This window comes from Lysinibacillus sp. FSL P4-0201, from assembly GCF_038593425.1.
Classification (GTDB): domain Bacteria; phylum Bacillota; class Bacilli; order Bacillales_A; family Planococcaceae; genus Lysinibacillus; species Lysinibacillus capsici.
This window is the reverse complement of record NZ_CP151995.1, coordinates 2,501,609-2,522,589: the sequence shown is the minus strand read 5'-3', so window position 1 is coordinate 2,522,589 and position 20,981 is coordinate 2,501,609. Positions and strand designations below refer to the sequence as shown.

The 20,981-nt window shown below is 39.5% G+C and carries 17 protein-coding genes and 1 other annotated feature; of the genes, 12 read left to right on the top strand and 5 right to left on the bottom strand.

Annotation, left to right across the window (positions count from 1 at the left end):
• The first annotated feature begins 122 nt into the window (after positions 1–122).
• Positions 123–1,613 (top strand): S-layer homology domain-containing protein, encoded by a 1,491-nt coding sequence (locus MKY76_RS12575; RefSeq protein WP_048393125.1) that lies wholly within the window; start codon positions 123–125, stop codon positions 1,611–1,613.
• A gap of 54 nt (positions 1,614–1,667) precedes the next feature.
• On the opposite strand, the gene MKY76_RS12570 is transcribed toward MKY76_RS12575, so the two are convergent.
• Positions 1,668–2,252, bottom strand: a complete 585-nt coding sequence (locus MKY76_RS12570) for a DJ-1/PfpI family protein (RefSeq protein WP_054550256.1) — start codon at positions 2,250–2,252, stop codon at positions 1,668–1,670.
• A gap of 140 nt (positions 2,253–2,392) precedes the next feature.
• Here MKY76_RS12570 and MKY76_RS12565 point away from each other — a divergent pair, with 140 nt between their 5' ends.
• The 4 genes from MKY76_RS12565 (at position 2,393) to ileS (ending at position 7,962) form a co-directional block, all read left to right on the top strand.
• Positions 2,393–2,836 carry an Lrp/AsnC family transcriptional regulator gene (locus MKY76_RS12565; RefSeq protein WP_103118218.1) on the top strand — a complete coding sequence of 148 codons (444 nt, stop codon included), beginning with the start codon at positions 2,393–2,395 and terminating at the stop codon, positions 2,834–2,836.
• Positions 2,837–2,900: 64 nt separating this feature from the next.
• Complete coding sequence (locus tag MKY76_RS12560) at positions 2,901–3,416, top strand: sigma-70 family RNA polymerase sigma factor (RefSeq protein WP_112118816.1); 516 nt, start codon at positions 2,901–2,903, stop codon at positions 3,414–3,416.
• The gene (locus MKY76_RS12555) at positions 3,409–4,377 is read left to right on the top strand and encodes a DUF3221 domain-containing protein (protein ID WP_342556625.1); all 969 of its coding nucleotides are present in this window, start codon (positions 3,409–3,411) and stop codon (positions 4,375–4,377) included. Before MKY76_RS12560 ends, MKY76_RS12555 begins: the two co-directional genes overlap by 8 nt.
• 192 nt (positions 4,378–4,569) lie before the next feature.
• Positions 4,570–4,808: a binding site (T-box leader), on the top strand.
• A gap of 61 nt (positions 4,809–4,869) precedes the next feature.
• Entirely contained in the window at positions 4,870–7,962 is a 3,093-nt protein-coding gene (gene ileS, locus MKY76_RS12550; protein ID WP_342556624.1) for an isoleucine--tRNA ligase, read from the top strand.
• A gap of 42 nt (positions 7,963–8,004) precedes the next feature.
• Here the strand turns inward: ileS and MKY76_RS12545 are convergent, their stop codons facing one another.
• Entirely contained in the window at positions 8,005–8,607 is a 603-nt protein-coding gene (locus MKY76_RS12545) for a LysE/ArgO family amino acid transporter (RefSeq protein ID WP_342556623.1), read from the bottom strand.
• A gap of 110 nt (positions 8,608–8,717) precedes the next feature.
• Between MKY76_RS12545 and MKY76_RS12540 the strand changes: the two genes are divergently transcribed.
• Both MKY76_RS12540 and MKY76_RS12535 read left to right on the top strand, forming a co-directional pair.
• On the top strand, positions 8,718–10,160 hold the full coding sequence (locus MKY76_RS12540; RefSeq protein ID WP_342556622.1) for a PLP-dependent aminotransferase family protein: 1,443 nt from the start codon (positions 8,718–8,720) through the stop codon (positions 10,158–10,160).
• Between the two features lie 337 nt (positions 10,161–10,497).
• On the top strand, positions 10,498–11,682 hold the full coding sequence (locus MKY76_RS12535; RefSeq protein ID WP_103118216.1) for an oxalate decarboxylase family bicupin: 1,185 nt from the start codon (positions 10,498–10,500) through the stop codon (positions 11,680–11,682).
• A gap of 36 nt (positions 11,683–11,718) precedes the next feature.
• Here MKY76_RS12535 and MKY76_RS12530 read toward each other — a convergent pair whose 3' ends face one another.
• Positions 11,719–12,870: an MFS transporter gene (locus tag MKY76_RS12530; RefSeq protein WP_342556621.1), complete on the bottom strand. Its 1,152-nt coding sequence runs from the start codon at positions 12,868–12,870 to the stop codon at positions 11,719–11,721.
• Positions 12,871–12,967: 97 nt separating this feature from the next.
• Between MKY76_RS12530 and yeiL the strand changes: the two genes are divergently transcribed.
• Entirely contained in the window at positions 12,968–13,630 is a 663-nt protein-coding gene (yeiL, locus tag MKY76_RS12525) for a transcriptional regulator YeiL (RefSeq protein WP_279495168.1), read from the top strand.
• Between the two features lie 95 nt (positions 13,631–13,725).
• On the opposite strand, the gene MKY76_RS12520 is transcribed toward yeiL, so the two are convergent.
• Entirely contained in the window at positions 13,726–14,037 is a 312-nt protein-coding gene (locus MKY76_RS12520; protein ID WP_048393103.1) for a hypothetical protein, read from the bottom strand.
• A gap of 284 nt (positions 14,038–14,321) precedes the next feature.
• Here MKY76_RS12520 and MKY76_RS12515 point away from each other — a divergent pair, with 284 nt between their 5' ends.
• A complete protein-coding gene (locus tag MKY76_RS12515) occupies positions 14,322–15,302 on the top strand; it encodes a diaminopimelate dehydrogenase (protein ID WP_342556620.1) in 981 nt (326 codons plus the stop codon).
• A gap of 55 nt (positions 15,303–15,357) precedes the next feature.
• Here the strand turns inward: MKY76_RS12515 and MKY76_RS12510 are convergent, their stop codons facing one another.
• A complete protein-coding gene (locus tag MKY76_RS12510) occupies positions 15,358–15,567 on the bottom strand; it encodes a hypothetical protein (protein WP_054550250.1) in 210 nt (69 codons plus the stop codon).
• A 302-nt stretch (positions 15,568–15,869) separates the two neighbouring features.
• On the opposite strand from MKY76_RS12510, the gene MKY76_RS12505 reads away from it, so the two are divergent.
• The 3 genes from MKY76_RS12505 (at position 15,870) to MKY76_RS12495 (ending at position 20,695) form a co-directional block, all read left to right on the top strand.
• Entirely contained in the window at positions 15,870–19,055 is a 3,186-nt protein-coding gene (locus MKY76_RS12505) for a BTAD domain-containing putative transcriptional regulator (protein ID WP_342556619.1), read from the top strand.
• A 286-nt stretch (positions 19,056–19,341) separates the two neighbouring features.
• Positions 19,342–20,160 carry an alpha/beta hydrolase gene (locus MKY76_RS12500; RefSeq protein WP_342556618.1) on the top strand — a complete coding sequence of 273 codons (819 nt, stop codon included), beginning with the start codon at positions 19,342–19,344 and terminating at the stop codon, positions 20,158–20,160.
• Position 20,161: 1 nt separating this feature from the next.
• Positions 20,162–20,695 (top strand): GNAT family N-acetyltransferase, encoded by a 534-nt coding sequence (locus MKY76_RS12495; protein WP_342556617.1) that lies wholly within the window; start codon positions 20,162–20,164, stop codon positions 20,693–20,695.
• Positions 20,696–20,981 lie beyond the last annotated feature (286 nt).

The window sequence follows — 20,981 nt, the reverse complement described above, 5'->3', positions numbered from 1 at the left end:
ACCAAATGACGGATTTAATGGATAATTATAATTTAATTTCCAATGAACCTAGCATTTTTCCAATTCTTTCGCTAAAATTAATAGGTAAGCATTAAATTTACATAAACGGGGGACGATTGATTATGACAAAGAAAAAACATAAGTTTTATACAGCGGCAACAGCTGCAATGGCGGTTACTGCTGTTGCGGTAGTACCTGTATCGGCGGCTAGTCCATTTTCAGATGTGAGTGAGGATTATGCGCATTTTAATAGTATTTCTACATTGCATGCAGCAGACATCATTAATGGTTTTCCAGATGGTACATTTAAGCCTTCAAAGGATGTGACACGTGGACAAGCAGCAAAGATGATAGCAAGTGCTTTTCATCTAACTACAACGGATACGGCTGTCGAGAATCCGAATTTCAAGGATGTCGACTCATCTAGCCCATACTATAAAGCGATTGTTACATTAGTTAATCTTGGCGTTGTACAAGGCTATGAGGATGATACATTCCGTCCAGATGACACAATTACTCGTGGTCAAATGGCAGTAATGGTAGCAGAGGCTGCAGGTTTAACAGCAGAAGGTAAAAGTCCATTCACAGATGTACAGCAAGATAGTCCATTTGCAGATGCAGTAACAGCTTTGTATGAGGCAGGCATTGCGAAGGGTGTTACTGCCACAGAATTTGGTGTAGATAAAAATGTTACTCGTGGTCAGTTAGCAACATTTATTGTGAACGCATTAGGCTTAGCTGAGGATACGCAGCCTACAACAGAAGTAAAAGAGGAAGAGCCTAAAGAGGAGCAAGTAACAGAAGAACAACCTACTACAACAAAGGATAGTGCTTTGTTAGAGGAAGTATTTACGAAAACATTAGCCAAGCAAAAAGAGCTAAAAAGCATGAAGGCTACCATGACGATCTCTCAGACAGTAGAGGCAAACGATGGTAAGGAAACCATGAAAATGGATTCTAAAGGCAACATGAAGATGGAAATTGTTACAGAGCCAATGCAATTCTTTGCTGATGGTTCAATGGCTTTAACAGATCCAACAAGTGGTGAAGCGATTAATTTGCCAATTAAAATGTATATGACGGCTAAAGATGGTATGTATATGTATGAGGCAGAACAAAAGGCCTGGGTAAAGTTCCCGAAACAATTATTTGAAGATGTACTGAGCCAAACAGGGATGCAGCCAGATGCAACTGAACAATTGGAGATGCTACAAGCATTTGCTGAAGATTTTACATTAGTAGAATCAGCAAACCGTTATGAATTAACATTAAAAGGCTCTGGCGATAAATTCACAGAGCTAGTGAAGCAGCAGCTTGGCGCAATGGATTTAGGAATGGAAGCGGATCTAGAGGCACAATTAGGCAATATTTCCTTTGATGGTCTCACATATAAATTATTGATTAATAAAGAAACATTCGATGTAGAAGAAATTGCTATGGACATGACATTAAAGATGCAAGTAGAAGGCAATTCGATCAAAACAAGACAGCAAACAACGATCAAATATCATGATTTCAATGCGGTAACGACAATTACGATTCCAAAAGATGTGCTAGACAATGCAAAGGAAATGGATTTAAGTGCATCAGAAACAGCACCAGTAAGTAAATAATACAAAAAGTAGGTTTATGCCAAGTATATTGGTATAAGCCTACTTTTTTATGCTTTAGTGGAAGCCCATTAATTCTTTTACTTTCGCTGTGTTTGGAGCAGATGTTAGAGTTTCTAGTAAGCGAAAGGCAACATCAAAGGCTGTTCCTGGATTGGAGGAGGTGATGATATGATCAGTTTGCACAATGCGCTCGTTGACAATTGCTGCACCATAGCCCTTTAGCTGTGCTAAACGTTTACTTGTTGGATGATTATAGGTTGTTGCTTGACGATGCTGAAGAATTCCACTGTGGCCTAAAATAAGAGAAGCTACACAGATTGTTGCAATCGGTTTTTTGTGTTCATCAAAGTGACGAACGACTGCCTGAAATTCCTCGCTAAACGCATCCTCATAAAAACCGGCTTCCTCAAAGCCTCCAGGAATCGCTAATGCATCAAAATCCTCTAATACAATTTCATGGAGCAATTTTTCAGGAGTGACTTTAAAATTCCAGGTGCATTGCAGCTGTTCATGCAGGCCGACCGTAACCACATCTGTTGTACCATCACCTTCCCACTTATTCCAGCCGAGCACATCAGTAAAGACGCTTGCCTCCACCGCTTCAAAGCCATTTGCTAATAGTAACAATATTTTTTTCATGTTGATTTGCCTCCTTTATTGATATTATTGTAAACAAAAGGGAGAAAAGATTACATACGTTGTATAATGGATTTTAGGTAAAAAACTTTATTTGAAAAGGTATTATGTCATAAATAATTTATTTAGAAAGGTGAAGGACCATGGATCATATTGATACACAAATATTACAGCAGTTACAGCAAAATGCCAAAATCTCTATGAAGGAATTAGCCACTACCGTTCATTTATCCTCTCCTGCCGTTATTGAAAGAATCAGAAAGCTAGAGGAGCAGGGTGTGATTGAGGGCTATCATGCAAAGGTAAATCTGAAAAAAATGGAGCGTACGATTGAAGCCATTATTTTATTTAAGTCCATTGATTGTAAAAGTCTTTCTTCATTTTGTAATGCTCATCCTGATGTTTTGGCATGTTATCGAGTGGCTGGGGAAATTAGCTATATTGTTAAATTAGCGACCTATTCAGTAGAAACATTAGAACAATTTATTGATGCGGCTATGCCCTATGGCACACCTTCTACTAATATCGTGTTATCTTCAACGGAAAAACAAGTGATTACACCATTTACTGACAATGATTTGGAGTAAATGACAAAAAAAGCAAACCTCGAAGCCGGGAGCACCGTTTATAGGGTAGAGAGGAGGAAGAATGTTGCTAATTCATGAACTGGAAAAAATAATGGAACAGCATACAGAGAGGCTTATTCGTCTTGCCTTTTACTATGTGAGAGATTTACAAAGTGCTGAAGATATCGTACAGGATGTCTTTATTAAATTCTATGATAATCAGCAAAACTATGAGGAACGTGGGGAGCTAAAGGCGTATTTATCGAAATTAGTTAGTAATCGAAGTAAAGATTATTTACGCAGCTGGACCTATCGGAAAATTCAAGTGCAACAGAAGATTTTTCCGCAGCAAACCGTTATGAGAAGAGATATGCTTGTACAGCAAGATGAACGTACTTTGATTGAAAATGCGATTCTAGCTCTCCCTTTCAAACAGCGAGAGGTCATTATACATTTTTATTTTGAAGAAATGCCTGTGGTAGATATTGCAGAGCTGTTAACGATTCCTGAAAGCACCGTCAAAACAAGGCTACGTCGTGGGCGAGAGTTATTGAAGCTACAATTACAGCATGTTGAATGGGAGGTGCTCCTGCATGAGTAAAATGGATGCTCGCGTAGTAAAGGATTTATCAGAAAGTAAAAAGCGTGTGATGACAAATGTGGTTCAGCATTTACAGCAACGCCAAGAAAAAAAATCTGCAAAACGCTGGACATACGGTGTTTTGGCTATGATTTTAAGTGTCTGCATAGGGCTGTTTATATATCAGCAATATAATGAACAACAACAGCAAGCTTCTACTATTCCACCCGTATTAGATGAGCGGATTTTAGAGCTATATTTACAACTTGATTCTTTTATGAACGGAAAGAATCGTTTATATAAGGCAAGTTTTGATAATTTTTTATATTTTGAATCGACCTTTGCTTATGCGCAATCGAAAAAACTAGTACCTACACAAGAGCAAGTAGATAAGGCACTCGAACAGTTCATGCAAGAGTGGAGCTATGAGGATGATACTCGGCCAACTTATGATAAGCTTCTGCAAATGTTGCAAGTCACAAACGAAGGGTTTATAGAGAACTATGGCAAGCCAATTGCCTATAAAATGGCTACATTTGACTTGTTATGGGAGGCAAGCCAAGCCGATTATAAGGATGTAAGTAGTCCCATTCGTACATGGCTTGTCGAGCAAGAAGCCATGAATTATTTAGAACAACATTATCATAAAGACATTGCTTCCTTACGAGAAAAATATAAAATCCCTGAAAAGGACAGCCAAATGAAGCTCATCAGAAGTGGAACCGTCTTAGCGATCAAGGAACATGAATTTTTAGTTGTCTCAGGCGTCTTGGCTAGCGAGGTTGGGCAAAAATCTGTCGATGAATTAGTGCAAAAACATAGTAATGGTACATGGTTTCCTCTAGTGGATGTCCCGCAAACACTATCAGTTGGTGATCGAGTAGAAGTTCAATATAGACAGTCGATTGGGAACGATGACGCTCAGCCATTCATTGATTATAAGGATATCGTAGAAATGAAAATAGTAAAGGAATCTCCCTAACAAGAAGCTAGACATTCTAGTGCTATTCAATAGTAAAACATTGCTGAAGAGCTTTTTGATTCAAACCATTCAACAGCCACAATATGCTGATCTCCATTAAAGTATTGCCACTTGTCTCAACGAAATTTTTTAAGATTGTCCACCGTTGACAGACAATTGGTAATTTGCTAAGATGAAGGACAATAAAAGCATACAAATTCGTTGATGAGAAAGAGTAGTGTTTCATTTTGTTCTACAGAGAGCCGACATTTGGTGGAAGTCGGTGTGCAGGTGTTACATGAAAATCCTCTCTGAGAAGATTAGCTGAATGGAGTAAGCTAATCCGGGTGTCTACCGTTAAAAAGAACACGTATGATTGTACGTTGCTGAGTGCTATTGGCCATCGTGTCAATAGAATTAGGGTGGTATTCGCGGTTAACCCCGTCCCTTTTCCTTGGGACGGGGTTTTTTGTATGCCTTTTATACAAATTTGCTTGTATAGGAGGAACTAATATGCAGAAAGAACAAAAGAAAGAAACAACGGTTGAACGAGAAACAAGGATTCGTACATTATGGGCGCAAGAAGGGACCTTTGCAAAATCCGTAAGTAATCGTGCTGAACAGCAGCCCTTTGTATTTTATGAGGGACCCCCAACAGCGAATGGTTTACCACATGTTGGCCATGCATTTGGTAGAACCATAAAAGATGTGGTGGCACGTTATAAAACAATGCAAGGCTATTTAGTTGAACGCAAAGCAGGTTGGGATACACATGGGTTGCCTGTTGAATTAGGGGTAGAAAAGGCATTAGGAATCTCAGGAAAGCAGGAGATTGAGAACTATGGGGTGGAGCAATTTATTCAAGCATGTAAGAAGAGCGTTTTTACCTATGAGCAAAAATGGCGTACTTTTACAGAGCAGCTTGGCTACTGGCTTGACATGGATGATCCTTACCTAACATTAAGTAATGACTATATTGAATCTGTGTGGCATATTTTAAGCCATGTTCACAAGGAAAAACTGTTATACAAAGGACATCGCGTTTCACCTTATTGCCCTAGCTGTCAAACTTCCTTAAGCTCTCATGAGGTGGCACAGGGCTATAAGGATGTTAAGGATTTATCCGTTACTGCAATGTTTAAGCTAGAGGATCGAGACGAATATATCTTAGGCTGGACAACGACGCCTTGGACATTACCAGCCAATGTAGCCTTGGCTATGAATCCTGCTCTTCAATATGTCCGTGTAAGGCATGCAAACAGCATCTATATACTAGCCAAATCGTTGGTATCAAAGGTTTTTTCAGAGCCTGTAGAAATATTAAGTGAGCATGACGGACAGGAGTTTGCAGGTGTTTCCTATCTATCACCATTTTCCTATGTAACCGTCGATAAAGGGCATATCATTGTCATGGCAGATTATGTGACAGAGCATAGTGGAACAGGAATTGTACACATAGCACCTGCTTATGGAGAGGAAGATTATAAAACGGTGCAGCAACATGGCTTGTCCTTTGTCAATGTAGTTGATCTTAAAGGCTGTTATACAGAAGCGGTACCTGAGCTTGTTGGACGATTTGTGAAAGATTGTGATGTCGATATCATTAAAATGCTTGCAGCAAAAGAGCTTTTATTTGCTAAAGAAAAATATGAGCATAGCTATCCGCATTGCTGGCGCTGTGATTCACCATTATTGTACTATGCAACAGATAGCTGGTTTATCAAAATGTCGGCATTAAAAGAGCAGCTTTTACAAAATAATCAGCAGGTGACATGGTACCCTAGCCATATTAAGGATGGACGATTTGGCAACTTCCTAGAAAACTTAGTGGATTGGAATATTAGTCGTAATCGTTATTGGGGGACACCACTCAATGTGTGGATCTGTCAGGATTGCAATCATGAGGAGGCACCTAACAGTGTTGCTGCGCTACAACAATTAGCCAAAGGAGCTGTCAATGAACAATTAGAGCTCCATAAGCCATTTATAGATGCTATTGTCTGTACCTGTCCTGTCTGCCAGGGCGACATGAAACGTACGCCTGAAGTTATCGATGTTTGGTTTGACAGTGGCTCGATGCCATTTGCCCAACAGCATTATCCTTTTGAAGACGTAGCGAACTTTCAGCATCAGTTTCCAGCAGATGTGGTCATTGAGGGCATCGACCAAACGCGAGGATTTTTCTATAGCTTATTAGCAGTATCGACCTTGTTTACAGGAAAACCACCTTATAAAAATGTGCTATCGTTAGGGCATGTACTCGATGAGCATGGACAGAAGATGTCCAAAAGTAAAGGCAATGCATTAGAGCCTGTTGAGTTAATACAGGAGTATGGAGCAGATGCTCTACGTTGGGCATTTTTAGTTGATAGCTCACCATGGAATCCAAAGCGTTTTTCGAAGAAAATTGTCTTAGATGCGAAATCTAAACTGGTGGATACACTCGACAATACGTTTAAATTTTATGACATGTATGCCCAGATTGATGACTTTACGTATGATGCTACAAATACAGGTACACGTTCACAGCTAGATCATTGGATATTGTCTCGCTTACATCACACTATCTTGCTTGTCACAACCTTCATGGATGATTATCAATTTACACAGGCTACACGGGAAATTGGTCAATTGGTGGAAGAGTTAAGCAACTGGTATATACGTCGTTCACGTGCTAGATTTTGGGCAAATGGAATGACAGCAGATAAACGAGGTGCATTTAGCACACTTTACGAGGCACTGACATCCATTTGTCAATTAATAGCACCGTTTACACCATTTATAGCAGAGGATATCTACCGTCAACTATCTGGAAAAAGTGTTCATCTTGAGGAATATCCACTATTCGACGATCAACTAGTGGATGTGAAGCTTGAACAAGAAATGGCAACGGTCTTAACAGTTGTGGAACTTGGACGTAGCATTCGCAATAGTCAGGGAATAAAGGTCAAGCAGCCTTTAAGTGAACTCATTGTTGCCCTAAAAGGTGAACTGTCGGATTACCAAGCCTATAACGAACTCATTCAGGATGAGTTAAACATCAAAGCTTGTAGTTGGACACATGATTTTTCAGCCTATGAAAGCGTGCATTATAAATTAAATTTTAAAACAGCGGGAGCGGCATTTGGTCCAAAGGTTCATCAAGTAAAAGAGTATGTGTTGGCATTAACAGAGGAAGAGAAACAAAGGTTACAACATTATGAAACTGTGGATCTCATGATGGACGGTCAACAGCTAACATTATTAAGAGAACATGTAATAGCTGAATCGATCGTCAAGGACCATTATATTTTAGCGGAGGATAGCACTTGCCGTGTCTTGATGAATGTTCAACTTACAGAGAGCTTACTACAAGAAGGGCAAATACGAGAATTAATTCGTACAATACAAGATGCACGAAAAAAATGGCAGCTACCAGTGGCGCAATATGTATCGATTGCCTTTAATGGTAGTGCAGGGGTACTTTTCATGATTCAGCAGCACGAAGCTTTATTACAAGAAAATGTATTAGTCAAAGCTATTCATTATGGTGAGCAATGGTCTCATGCAAAATCCATTGAGACGGCATTGTTTAATGAAAAGCTCACTTTATTTGTTTCTCTATAAAAGAAAAGCTCAGGGTTACCTCCTGAGCTTTTTCTATGTACGTTAAAATAAGCCACTTGCCAGATAACATGCTGTTGCCCAAATAAAGACGGCGGAGCATTTATTAAATAGTCGCATCAATTTTCCAGAGCCGTCTAGTTTTTTGAACGAGACGCCAGTCAATGTGAGACCGAAAAACCATAGCCAAGAAATGAACACACAAGCAACAGTGAACATTATTTGCTCGGTTCCACTATATTTTAATGCGCTTGTACCAATAACACCGATTGTATCTAAAATAGCATGTGGATTTAGAAGTGACACAGAGAGTGCGAAGAGAATTTGTTTTTTTATAGGCAATGCTTCGCTATTTTCAGTGTTTGCTGGATTTGAACGCCAAATGCTATAGCCCATGTAAAGTAAAAAGATGATACCAATAGTCATTAAAGTGATACGCAACCATTCAAACTGTAGAACAATTAATGACAGACCGAATACCGCAAGTAGAATAAGCAGTGTATCACAGATCGCAGCAGTCACACCTGCTGGCAAAGCGCGTAATAAACTTGGTTGTGTAGCACCTTGTGAAAAAACAAAAACATTTTGTACACCTAATGGCAAAATGAGTCCAAATGCTAAAATGATCCCATGAAGAAAAGCTTCCAATGACCATTCCTCCTTTCTTTACTTATTTTAGATATGGTATAACTAAAAGAAAACGACCAATTGGATGGTTTTTTATCCACCCAATTTCATTGCATGGAAGGAGAAGGAACATGAGCTGGCAGCCGAATAGACGAAGTGATAATACATTACAGCAGCAGATTGTACAGTGGATAACAGCCAATGTGGAGCGAGGAGACTGGGCAGCAGGGACAAAACTACCTACCCAAAGACAGCTGGCCATGCAGTTCGATGTGAATCGTAGCACAGTTCAGCAGGCTTTGGAGGAATTAAAAGCAATGGGCATTCTTGAAGCAAAGGTAGGCTCTGGTGTTTATGTTACGCACAATTCCTGGCATGCATTAATCCAACAAACACAGCCGAACTGGCAAACTTATATCGAAACAAGCATCCACAAGCCAAACTACCACACCATCCAATTAATTAACGAATACGAACAGCGCGAGGATGTAATTCGTTTAGGAACGGGAGAGCTAGCACCCAGTTTGTTGCCTACCGAGGAAATAGAAGCTTCACTGCGAGAGCTATCCTTCCAACCCAAAGCATTAGGCTACTCTTCTCCACAAGGTAATGATCAGCTTCGTAAAGCTATTTGTAAATATGTTCAAAAAAGAGGCATTCCCGCTGAGCCTCAAAACGTCTGTATTGTTTCAGGTGCACTTCAGGCACTACAATTGATTGCTGTTGGCTTATTAGAGCAAGGGTCTATTGTGTTTCAGGAGCCAACCTCCTATTTAAATTCTGTTCACCCTTTTCAGTCAGTTGGCATGCAAATGATTAGCATTGAACGTGATGTACAGCTTGCTCAAACATTAGCGCAAAGGAAACGAAAGAAACAAGCCGTGTTTTATGCCATTCCTACTTTACATAATCCAACAGGTCATGTATGGACAACACAAGAAAAAGAACAGCTGTATGAAGCTTGTCAGGCATCACGGATTCCGATTGTAGAAGATGATGTTTATCATGAATTGCTTTTTGAAGAGGCATCACCGCCGCTTAAGGCCATGGATAATAGCGGGCAAGTTCTTTATATTGGCAGCGTCTCTAAAACCTTAAGCCCAGGGCTACGCATTGGCTGGCTCATCGGTCCAACCACTGTGATTGAGCGATTAGCCGATATAAAAATGCAAACAGACTATGGCTCAAGTGCCATTTCTCAGGAAATTGTCTTACATTGGCTGCAATCAGGAAAATATGAAAAGCATCTCGCAGGATTACGTCAACAATTACAGGAGCGAGCCGATTTTACGGAACAGCTTTTAAAGGAGAAGTTTACAGATGTGGCGAATTGGAGCAAACCAAGGGGAGGCTTTTATATTTGGCTCAAGTTTCATGAGCCGCTTGTAGATAAAGACTTCTTTATGAAGCTGTTGCAGCGGCAAGTATTAATCAATCCCGGCTATATCTATGATCCACAAGATCATCATCATATTCGTCTATCCTACGCCTATGCAACCTATGAAGAATTACAGGAAGGCTTACAAATCCTACATGAATGTGCGGTGGAGGCTATTGGACGAAAGAGTAAATAAGGGCTTGTCCTGAAGTTAGGGAAACGAGAGAAGGTTGCTCTACATAGGTTGAGAAGTGATCAAAGAAGTGAGAAACCCGCTCTAAAGTGGTTGAGAAACGATTAAACAAGTAAGGAATCCACTCCAAAGTAGATGAGAAGTGATCAAACAACTGAAGAACCCGCTCGAAAATTAGCGAAAAGTGATCAATATAGCAAGCTCCTCTCTCAATAAAGTATCTATGCTTAGTAGCCAACCCACTGCCAGAAAAGAAAGTGAATAATCCAAGCTGTGTATCCATACATTTTAGAAGAATAGAAGTATTTTATTTTGATTACAAACATAAAGAGGTGAACGATTGGAAAATTTGCCACCGGGTTATTTTCAGGTGCCTCAGCCTATTCGAGGTGATGGGGCTGGAGGGGTGGATAAGGGGCCACGGGATATTATGAGGGACTTAGAAAATCCTGATATGCTAGTGCCACCAACGACTGATGCGGGTTTGATTCCTAATTTACGATTCTCGTTTTCAGACACGCATATGACCTTAAATCAAGGTGGGTGGTCACGGGAAATTACGGTTCGTGAATTACCGATTGCTACGACTTTGGCGGGTGTGAATATGAGTTTGACACCAGGGGGCGTACGTGAGCTGCACTGGCATCAACAGGCAGAGTGGTCTTATATGCTGCTTGGCCATGCTCGCATTACAGCTGTCGATCAGAATGGTTGTAACTTTATAGCGGATGTGGGACCCGGTGATTTATGGTATTTTCCACCTGGCATTCCTCATTCCATTCAAGGACTTGAGGATGGCTGTGAATTCTTATTAGTATTTGATGATGGGCATTTCTCCGATCTGAACACACTGTCAATTTCAGATTGGTTTGCTCATACGCCAAAAGAAGTGTTATCAGCGAATTTTGGGGTTCCCATTCATGCTTTCGATCACATCCCGAGTGAACAGGTATATATTTATCAGGATCGGGTTCCGGGGCCAATTGATTCTCAGAAAGTGCAATCTCCATATGGTGAGGTTCCGCAAACCTTTAAACATCGTTTGTTGGCACAGCCTCCATTAAAAACACCTGGAGGCAGTGTGCGCATTGTCGATTCGACTAATTTTCCAATTTCTAAAAATATCGCGGCTGCACTGGTGGAAATTGAGCCAGGGGCGATGCGGGAGTTGCATTGGCATCCTAACAACGATGAATGGCAATATTATCTGCAAGGAAAAGGCCGTATGACAGTTTTCACAGGGAATGGAACGGCTCGAACATTTGATTATCGGGCGGGAGATGTTGGCTATGTGCCATTTGCGACGGGGCATTATATTGAAAATACTGGAACAGAGCCATTATGGTTTTTAGAAATGTTTAAAAGTGATCGATTCCAGGATGTGTCCTTAAATCAATGGATGGCGTTAACGCCGACAGAATTGGTGCAAAGTAATTTACAGGTCGGTCCTGAGCTGCTTGAGGCTCTCAGAAAAGAAAAATGGCCGGTTGTAAAATATCCTGGTTTTTCCTATTATCCGAAATAAAGAAAGCAGGTGAGGAAGTTCTCACCTGCTTTTAGTTTAATATTGATATTTTTTGCGTGTCATTAGCAAAATAGTGATGGCTGGTATTGTACAAATGAGCATGGCTGCGAAGGACAGACCTGGTGATATTTCGTATAAATAGCCACCTAAAAATGTAAGGATGGCGGTACTTAAGCCCATAGCTAATGCAGAGTATAAACCTTGTGCATTGGGGATTTGTTCCTTTGGTAGCGCTTTTGTTAAGTAGCGAATAAAGGCAAAATGGGCTAATGCAAAGGATAATGCGTGCAAGGTTTGCGAAGCGATAAATACCCAGACATTTGGGAACAAAAAGATAAGTAACCAACGTAGGGAAGAGCCGCTCGCTGCTAAGAGTAATAAGGATGATGAGCGCCATTTCGTCAATAACGTATCAGCCTTCATAAAGTAAAGAATTTCGCAAATAACAGCGATATTAATAATCATACCCATATAGAATGGATCAACCTGTAAATCTTCTAAATAAATATAACCGTAGCTATAATAGGAGGCATGTGCACCCTGTAGCAAGATCACGATGAATAAAACAATCGGGAAGCCTTTGATAGTCCATAGTGTTTTCATCGACAATGATTTTGCACGCTGTTCTTTTGTTGGTACTACGAGTAATTCCTTTGGTGTTGCTAATTGTTGCATAAGTAACATGCCCACCAACCCTATAATCATGCTCCAGAAGATGATGTTCTTTCCAAAAACGCCTGTCAGCATACTAATAATTAAAACAGCGATGACAAAGCCAAATGAACCATAGGAACGGCTTTTACCATAATGAATATTGCCATACTGCACAAGCGTAGCGGCACTGCTTTCCACAGCAGGTAATAGCGCTGGGTAAAAAACACTAAATAAAATGGTCACGATTAATAATGCTGTAAAGCCTGTGCTTGGAATATAGAGCAAGGCAGTTAGCAACGAACCTATTGCTAAAATTGTAATGAGTCGTTTATTGTGTACGTATTTTGCAAGTGTTGGGAAGAAGAAGAGATTGGATGTGGCACGAGCTAGGAGCCCACAGCCCATCACTACACTTGCCTGCGAGACGGTTAGATGTTTCGCATCCACCAGCCAACCTGTCCAGTAGGGTAAGAAAATGCCCCAAGTGATAAAAAATGTAAAGAAATTCTGAGAAAGCCATCGTTGATTGTTCATATAATTTCCGTACCTCCATTAACTATGTTGAATAATAGCATGTTCATCGCTACAATAATGTGAGATATCTCATATTTTTTATAGGAGAGAGTAAAAAATGCATATTTTAACAGCTGAAGCCCGTACCCATTATCTTGAAAAATATCCGATTGATGATTTTTTCTCATTTGATATCAATCCCTATTTAGAAGTCCGCCAGTTTGACAAGGGGGAGTGGATCTTCCAGGAAGGCTCCTTTCCAGACACCGTATATTACATGATAGAAGGAAAGGCGAAGCTCTATATGACACATAAAAATGGGAAGGTTTCACTTATTGAATACCTAGAGGCTCCTCTTTTTATGGGGGAAATTGAATTGTTAAATGAGGCTAGGTATACAAAGGGGATACAAACCGTCACCAAAACAATTTGCTATTCGATTACACAGTCATGTAAGGAGAAGTTACTTGCGGATGCTTTGTTTTTACGTAGACTTTGTGTATTTTTAGGGGAAAAAGCGACAAAAATGACATCTAAATATACACAAAATCAGGCCTATCCGCTGGAAAATCGCTTAGCAGCCTTTATCCAATTATCAGCCGACCAAGGTGTCTACAAGGAAAAACATACGGAAATCTGCGAATATTTAGGGGTCTCTTATCGCCATTTACTATATGTCTTGGCACAGTTTTGTGAAGAGAGGATATTGGAAAAGCGTAAGACAGGCTACCAAATTATTGATAAAAATCGTCTCGCACAACTGGCACAGGAAGTACTATGAAAACAACCATTCCATAAAGGTTGTCTATTAGTGCAGATCAGCTGAGGGAATTAATTCAATTTTATAAGTTATAAATTAAAAAGGATTTGACTTCTTTAAATGAAGTCAAATCCATTTTTGTTGTATTCACTTTTTTTAATTAACCAGCGAGCGATATCCTTACCACTATGGTAAAAGTCCACTTCATTTACCTTGTTTTTTTGGATGGAGAGGTCAGGGATGTTTTCTAAAACGTCAAAAGGTAAAACACCGATACATAAATGATTATTTGTTGGAAAATCTCCTTGTTGCTTACTGCCACTTTGTATCGATTCACTATGCTTGTTCATTGAGTTTTGTGTCATATGGAATGCAAGTAGTTCTCCTTGTGCCAATGCTGTGCTTGATGAGTAACCAGTACTTTTCATTCAACATGCCCCCTTTTGTCGTTACAGTTATTGTACAAGACTAAGTGGGAAAATAGCCGTTATTTACAAGGCTTTTACAATAACTTTAAGGTTCATGGAAAATTTAGTGATTTGTAACCGTATTCATACCATTATGGGATAAAAACCATAGAAAACTGATATAAATTCTTTTTAAAAAACTCATACTCAAACTATTGTGAATTTTTCTAACACGAAGTATTATTGTAATTAGATTTAACGTGAAAGTTTTCACAAAGTCGCGAAATCGTTAGGAGGAATTTTTAATGAGTGCAATTCGAGTAGGTATTGTAGGATATGGAAATTTAGGACGTGGTGTGGAGTATGCCATTTCACAAAATCCAGATATGGAATTAGTAGCAGTGTTCACACGACGTGATCCTTCAACAGTAAACGTAGCAAGCAATGCAAGCGTATATTTAGTAGATGACGCTGAAAAATTCCAAAACGACATTGATGTTATGATTTTATGTGGTGGTTCTGCAACAGATTTACCAGAGCAAGGTCCACATTTTGCACAATGGTTTAATACAATTGATAGCTTCGATACACATGCGAAAATTCCTGAATTTTTCGATGCTGTAGATGCAGCGGCACAAAAATCTGGTAAAGTATCTGTTATCTCAGTTGGTTGGGATCCAGGTCTATTCTCTTTAAATCGTCTACTTGGAGAATCAGTATTACCAGTTGGTACAACATATACATTCTGGGGCGATGGCCTAAGTCAAGGACATTCAGATGCTGTTCGTCGTATTGAAGGCGTAAAAAATGCTGTTCAATACACATTACCGATTAAAGAAGCGGTAGAACGAGTTCGTAACGGTGAAAACCCTGAACTAACAACACGTGAAAAACATGCACGTGAATGTTGGGTTGTATTAGAAGAAGGTGCAGATGCAACAAAGGTTGAACAAGAAATTGTCACAATGCCTAACTATTTCGATGAATATGACACAACAGTGAACTTCATTTCTGAAGATGAATTTAAAGCAAATCATACTGGTATGCCACATGGTGGTTTTGTCATTCGCAGTGGTGACAGTGGTGCAAACGATAAACAAATTCTCGAATTCTCATTAAAACTGGACAGTAATCCAAACTTTACATCTAGCGTATTAGTGGCTTATGCACGTGCAGCACACCGTTTAAGTCAAGAGGGTGATAAAGGTGCGAAAACAGTATTTGATATCCCATTCAGCCTACTTTCGCCAAAATCAGCTGCTGAATTACGTAAAGAATTACTATAAACGTAGCTAATGATCCCGATTATCATTGAGTTGATAATCGGGAATTTTTTTAAGCCTAATTTTTTGCTAAAGTAGGTTGCCAATGAAACGATTCATCTACATGTCTAATGCCAAATTCTAAGACTGCTTGATCAATAAAAATGGAGGCGTATTGTGTGGGAAAATGAAGTAATGCTTCCTTTATAGCAAGAATAGCCTTTCTAGTTGCCACTGTTAAATTTTCTTTCATAAATGGTACTAAGTCTTTTGGAATTGCAATAACCATATATCCATACTTCACTCAAATTCCTTTGCTCGGTAAAGCAGTTCCATTATAATCGGAACTCGTATAATCTCTATATTTAAAGGCGGTTCATTTAGCCACTTTCCTTCTAAATTTTAGTAATATAACAGGATACTAAAATTGGGAAGAAAATACCAACTGAATTCTACTTCCATCCCTCAAACAAAAAATGGGGATAAAATCTATAAAAATACATAAAAAATATGGTAAACTGTCAATAATTTAATAATCTGAATTTTTGTAGAAATTTTTGTAACCTTACAAAATATGGAGGTTATGTTTATATGACAGCAGATATTATTATTCAATCAAAATGTATGGCCCCCAATCCATCGACGCATTGTATTAATAGAGCAACACTAATGCGAACGCTAAAGAAAAGTCATCATCATACTTGTACTTTCTTGCATAGTGGTGCAGGGTACGGTAAAACAACCATTCTAACTCAATTTCTTGCAACCGAATCAAGTACGTTTTCTTGGTATAGTATTTCTGATGAAGATGATAATTTATTACCCTTTTTGAGGCACCTCTTTTTTAGTATACAGCGCGTCGTACCGAAGTTTGGTCATACATTTGATGGGTGGAACCAATTATCGCGCTTTCCAAAAATGGATGAGCTCAATCGATGGTATAAGCTTTTTGTCAATTGCCTCTGCGATATAGACGAGCCTCTTCTCATCGTGATTGACGACTTTCACCTAGTAGATCATGTTTTTCCTATTAATTATTTCATGGAAAAAATCATTGAATTTGCTCCACCCAGCATTCATTTTATTTTGGCTTCGAGAACACTACCCAATTGGGATATTATGAGGAAATTAAAGCTACAAAAAAGATGGCTCGTTATAAAAGAGGACGAACTGGCATTTTCAACTGAGGAGATTGCGGTGTTTTTTGAAGAATATGTAGATGTACATTTATCCGAGTCTGAAATGAAAAAAGTATTAGAGATCACTGAAGGCTGGGCCATTAGCATTTCCTTATTGGCAGAGCAATGGCATCATGCTTCGCTAGATCATTGGCTGACGATTCCCACAAATGAGCTATTCACATATTTATCAGAGGAAGTTTATAGTAGGATGACTGCTACTGAGCAGGAGACGATCTTAAAATTAGCGATTTTTCCTACCTTTTCTGCGGAGCTATTGAAAGCGTTTTATGGCGCTGAGATTGCGCAAATGCTGAATGTATTAACTCAGCGTCATTTATTTATCCAACCTGTGACAACAGATGGCTTCTATCGTTTTCATGCATTGTTTAGTCGATTTTTAGAAATGAAATGGCGACAGTATCCAACACAACATGCGGACCTTCATAAACAAGCAGCATTGTATTATGTAGAACTTCAAAATATTCAAGCTGTCCTGTATCATGCCTTTAAAACGAATGATCATCATTTTTGCGGAGAGCTCCTACAGCTTCATGCAGAATCAATCGTACGGGCTGGTCAATTTGAATGGTTGCTCGAAAAAATCAATCGATTTAGTGCACAGGAAAAAGATAAATTTTATAAATTAAATTATTTTGAGGGTGAATGTCATCGCTACCGAGCTTATTATGAGAAAGCGAAACAATCCTATGAAAAATGTGCAATCCCCGCACAGCAGCGGGATCACCTATTTATGACAAAGTCACAAGCTGGGATAGCCCATATTTACTTAGACACCATTCAACCTGCTTTAGCAGAGCCATATCTCGAGAAAGCATTAGAGCTAGCGAAACATACACCATTGCGCAAAGAGGAATTACTAGAACTTCAACGGCAATACGCTGAAAATTTAGTGAATCTAGGGAAGGCCAAGGGTGCACAGCTCTTTATGGAGGACGTCGCATTGCCAGAGGATGTCATACAGCGAGCAAATGTTGATGTACGTGTTTTACTACGAACAGGACAACTACGGGAGGCCAAGGAGTTATTAGCACAGCGACTTGAATTACCGCCTCAGCTTGTTTCAACCCATCGAGAAAGTGAACTGCTAGCAGCTTTCGTTTATGCACTGTTAGGTCAAGGCAAAGAAGCCTGGTATGCTGCCCAGCATGGTATTCGAAGAGGATTAAAAGAGAAGTCTATTTTCATAGAGGCGGTTGGCTATATCAGAAAGGCTCATGCTCTGCTGTTAATGGATTTCCCAGATCATTATGGGGCATGTCAAGCCTATGAAAAAGCGTTGACCCTCATGAATGCCATTAATATTTCTCGTGTGAAGGCGGAGCCATATATGGGGTTAGCCATTGTCAAACATTTGTTAGGAGATATGGTAGCGGCTAAGAAATACTTAGCACTGGGCTTACAGGAAACGGAGCAAGTTCAAGATGCTTGGATGACAGCGCTTATTCTTTTAGCAGAAGTAAAAATAATACTTTCTGAGCAAGAAATAGGGCGAGCGAAGCAATTATTAAAGAAGACACAGCAACTATTTCAGGAGTGCGGTGATCGCAATGGCTTGATGCATGTCTTATTTTATCAATCAATGATTGCCCTGAAAGAGTGTAATAAGAAGCCGTTTCAACAGTATTTTCAACAGTTTGCACAACTATGTGTCTCAAATGGCTATGAATACTTCTTACAAAGGCCAACGATACTTGGTCCGAGCAATCGAATGGTTTTTTACGAGCTATTGCAATTTAGTCAAAAATGCCAGATGGAGCATCCAGCTATATTAGCATTGCAAAATCATTTTCAGGTCGAGGATAGTATTAGTTATCCGCATGATGAAATACAGATGAATCTTTTCGGGAGTTTAAATTTAATTCGTACACAACGAAAGCTAGAAGACAAAGAATGGCAACGTGATAAATCAAAGGAATTATTCGTATATCTCTATTGCCATCGCCATCGCTTTACACCAAAGGAAGAAATAGCACAGGCATTATGGCCAGATCGTAGTGTCGAGTCCTTGGATCGTGATTTTAAGGTGGTGTTAAATACGTTACTTAAAGTGTTGGAGCCGCAACGACATGCAAGACAAGAGAGCTTTTTCATTCAGCGGAAAAATAATATGTATCAGTTACAAAATATTGCTTTTCTCCAAATTGATGTTGAACGTTTTCACTATTATTACAGCTTAGGAATCGACGAATTTGATCCACAGCTGTCCAATGAGTGGCTCTTATTAGCGGAAGCGAGCTATACGGATGCGCTCTATGCGGAAAAAAAGCAAATCGACTGGCTAACGCAGGACCGTGAAAAGCAACAATTTTTATATATCGAAGTCTTAGAACGACTAGCACAAAATGCAACAAGACAACAGCAATATAAAAAAGCCATTTTTTTCGCAGAAAAGATGCTACGCGAGGATGCACTCTGGGAAGAAGCGTATCGCCTGCTCATGTACAGCCACTACCAGCTCCATAATCGTTCTCTTGCCTTAAAATGGTATGAAAAATGTGTCCAGCAATTACAACAGGAGCTAAACACAACCCCGATGGAATCCACCATGACGGTCTATGACTTGATAATGGGGTAATTGGTGTTGTTATTAAGGCTAGGTGAAGTGATTTTGTATTGGATGGGCTTGCTCAAGTGTTTGGAAGTGCTCCATTGATTGTGGGAATGCTCATTCATATGTGGAAACCCGCTCCAACAGAGAGTAGAGCCGCTCCTAAGTAATGTGAAAACACTCCAACAGAGGCGGTGCCCCCTCCTAGTCAAAGCGCTCATTCTATGAGGAACTCACTTATAAACTATGTCAATCCGCTCCAACAGTGGGGTAGACAATACTATAAAAATGTAACCTATATGGAGGAACAACAATGCCATTTTGTCAGACAAATAAAGCGAAAATTTACTACGAAATAATTGGAACAGGGATACCTATCATCATGCTACATGGTTTTTCTCCTGATCATCGTTTGATGAAGGGCTGTATGGAGCCTGTTTTTAAAGAACGTGAAGGGTGGAAACGTATTTATCTGGATCTTCCGGGAATGGGAAAAACAACAGACTATTCATCAATTCAAAACTCGGATGAAATGCTAGAAGCGATTATCGAATTGATACACACAATCATTCCACAAGAATCGTACTTGTTGGTTGGTGAATCTTATGGTGGCTATTTAGCGCGCGGTATTATGAGGAAATCAGTGGATCAACTTTTAGGTACTGCCTTTATTTGCCCTCTCATCATTCCTGAAAAAGAACAACGTACGGTGCCACCGCATTGTATTGTACAAGCAGATACGGCTTTTTTATCAACATTAAGTCAGCAGGAGCAAGATGATTTTATGGCTAATCAAGTTGTCTTAGATGCCTATAATTGGGAGCGTTATTCAACAGAGGTGTTGGCAGGGTGTAATCTAGCAGATCTGGCATTTTTAGAAAAAATTCAGCAAAGCTACGGATTTTCCTTTGCCGTTGACGAAAAGTCCTTTGATAAGCCAAGTCTCTTTTTGCTTGGTAAACAAGATTCTGTGGTTGGCTATAAGGACGCGTTTTCACTTCTAGAGAAGTTTCCCAGAGCAAGCTTTGCAATCTTAGATAGTGCTGGTCACAATTTGCAGATCGAACAACCTGAATTGTTTACCGAGCTGATGAGTGAATGGTTGAATCGTGTAGAGGGAGCGATGGATTAAAGTGATACTTGCAAATGATAAATTATTTTTAAGAGAATTCAGGCAGCAAGACTGGGTTGATGTGCATAAATATGCCTCTCAGGAGGTTGTTTGTAGGTATCAAACATGGGGACCGAATTCAGAAGAGGATACAAAAGAATTCATTCAGGATGCTCTCGATGAAGCAACACAAACACCAAGGGAACGATATGTTTTTGCTATTATTCATCAAGAAACATTAATAGGTGCGGTAGAAATCATGATTAGGGATTTTGTAAATGAAGTCGGGGAAATTGGCTATATCGTGAACCCTGATTATTGGGGTAAGGGAATAGCAACGCAGAGTGCTAAATTGATGATGACTTTCGGCTTTGAAACATTAAAGCTCCATCGTATTTATGCAACATGCGACCCTCAAAATATTGGATCATCCAAAGTATTAGAGAAAATAGGAATGTCAAAGGAAGGAATATTACGTGAAAACATGCTAATGCAAGACGGCGTTTGGCGAGATTCATTATTGTATAGTATGTTGAAACAAGAATGGTTATCATGAAGCGTACGATTAAAAGTCATCTTTATTTAGGGGTATAAAGCTATGCAGAAGGAAAAGAGCAATAAGAATCCGATGTATCACTGCAATTAAATGCAGTAGGGAATGAGAAAAAAATTATAAGAAAAATAGATGTGGACTCTAAAAAGCAAGAATGTTGATTTCTAAACATTCTTGCTTTTTGTTTTAAGAAATGTTGTTTAGTTGCCATTCTGCTTCGCTCCATTTTGGGACAGAGCTAGGTGGCTCATATTTGAGTCATCTAGCTTGTAACTAATTTGTAACTGGA

What these genes read in the sequence shown, in the direction of transcription:
- yeiL (WP_279495168.1), top strand. Translation starts at nt 12,968, where the DNA reads ATGCATATTTTAACAGCTGAAGCCCGTACCCATTATCTTGAAAAATAT.
- MKY76_RS12530 (WP_342556621.1), bottom strand. Translation starts at nt 12,870, where the DNA reads ATGAACAATCAACGATGGCTTTCTCAGAATTTCTTTACATTTTTTATC.
- MKY76_RS12515 (WP_342556620.1), top strand. Translation starts at nt 14,322, where the DNA reads ATGAGTGCAATTCGAGTAGGTATTGTAGGATATGGAAATTTAGGACGT.
- ileS (WP_342556624.1), top strand. Translation starts at nt 4,870, where the DNA reads ATGCAGAAAGAACAAAAGAAAGAAACAACGGTTGAACGAGAAACAAGG.
- MKY76_RS12520 (WP_048393103.1), bottom strand. Translation starts at nt 14,037, where the DNA reads ATGAAAAGTACTGGTTACTCATCAAGCACAGCATTGGCACAAGGAGAA.
- MKY76_RS12500 (WP_342556618.1), top strand. Translation starts at nt 19,342, where the DNA reads ATGCCATTTTGTCAGACAAATAAAGCGAAAATTTACTACGAAATAATT.
- MKY76_RS12565 (WP_103118218.1), top strand. Translation starts at nt 2,393, where the DNA reads ATGGATCATATTGATACACAAATATTACAGCAGTTACAGCAAAATGCC.
- MKY76_RS12555 (WP_342556625.1), top strand. Translation starts at nt 3,409, where the DNA reads ATGAGTAAAATGGATGCTCGCGTAGTAAAGGATTTATCAGAAAGTAAA.
- MKY76_RS12570 (WP_054550256.1), bottom strand. Translation starts at nt 2,252, where the DNA reads ATGAAAAAAATATTGTTACTATTAGCAAATGGCTTTGAAGCGGTGGAG.
- MKY76_RS12540 (WP_342556622.1), top strand. Translation starts at nt 8,718, where the DNA reads ATGAGCTGGCAGCCGAATAGACGAAGTGATAATACATTACAGCAGCAG.
- MKY76_RS12510 (WP_054550250.1), bottom strand. Translation starts at nt 15,567, where the DNA reads ATGGTTATTGCAATTCCAAAAGACTTAGTACCATTTATGAAAGAAAAT.
- MKY76_RS12505 (WP_342556619.1), top strand. Translation starts at nt 15,870, where the DNA reads ATGACAGCAGATATTATTATTCAATCAAAATGTATGGCCCCCAATCCA.
- MKY76_RS12575 (WP_048393125.1), top strand. Translation starts at nt 123, where the DNA reads ATGACAAAGAAAAAACATAAGTTTTATACAGCGGCAACAGCTGCAATG.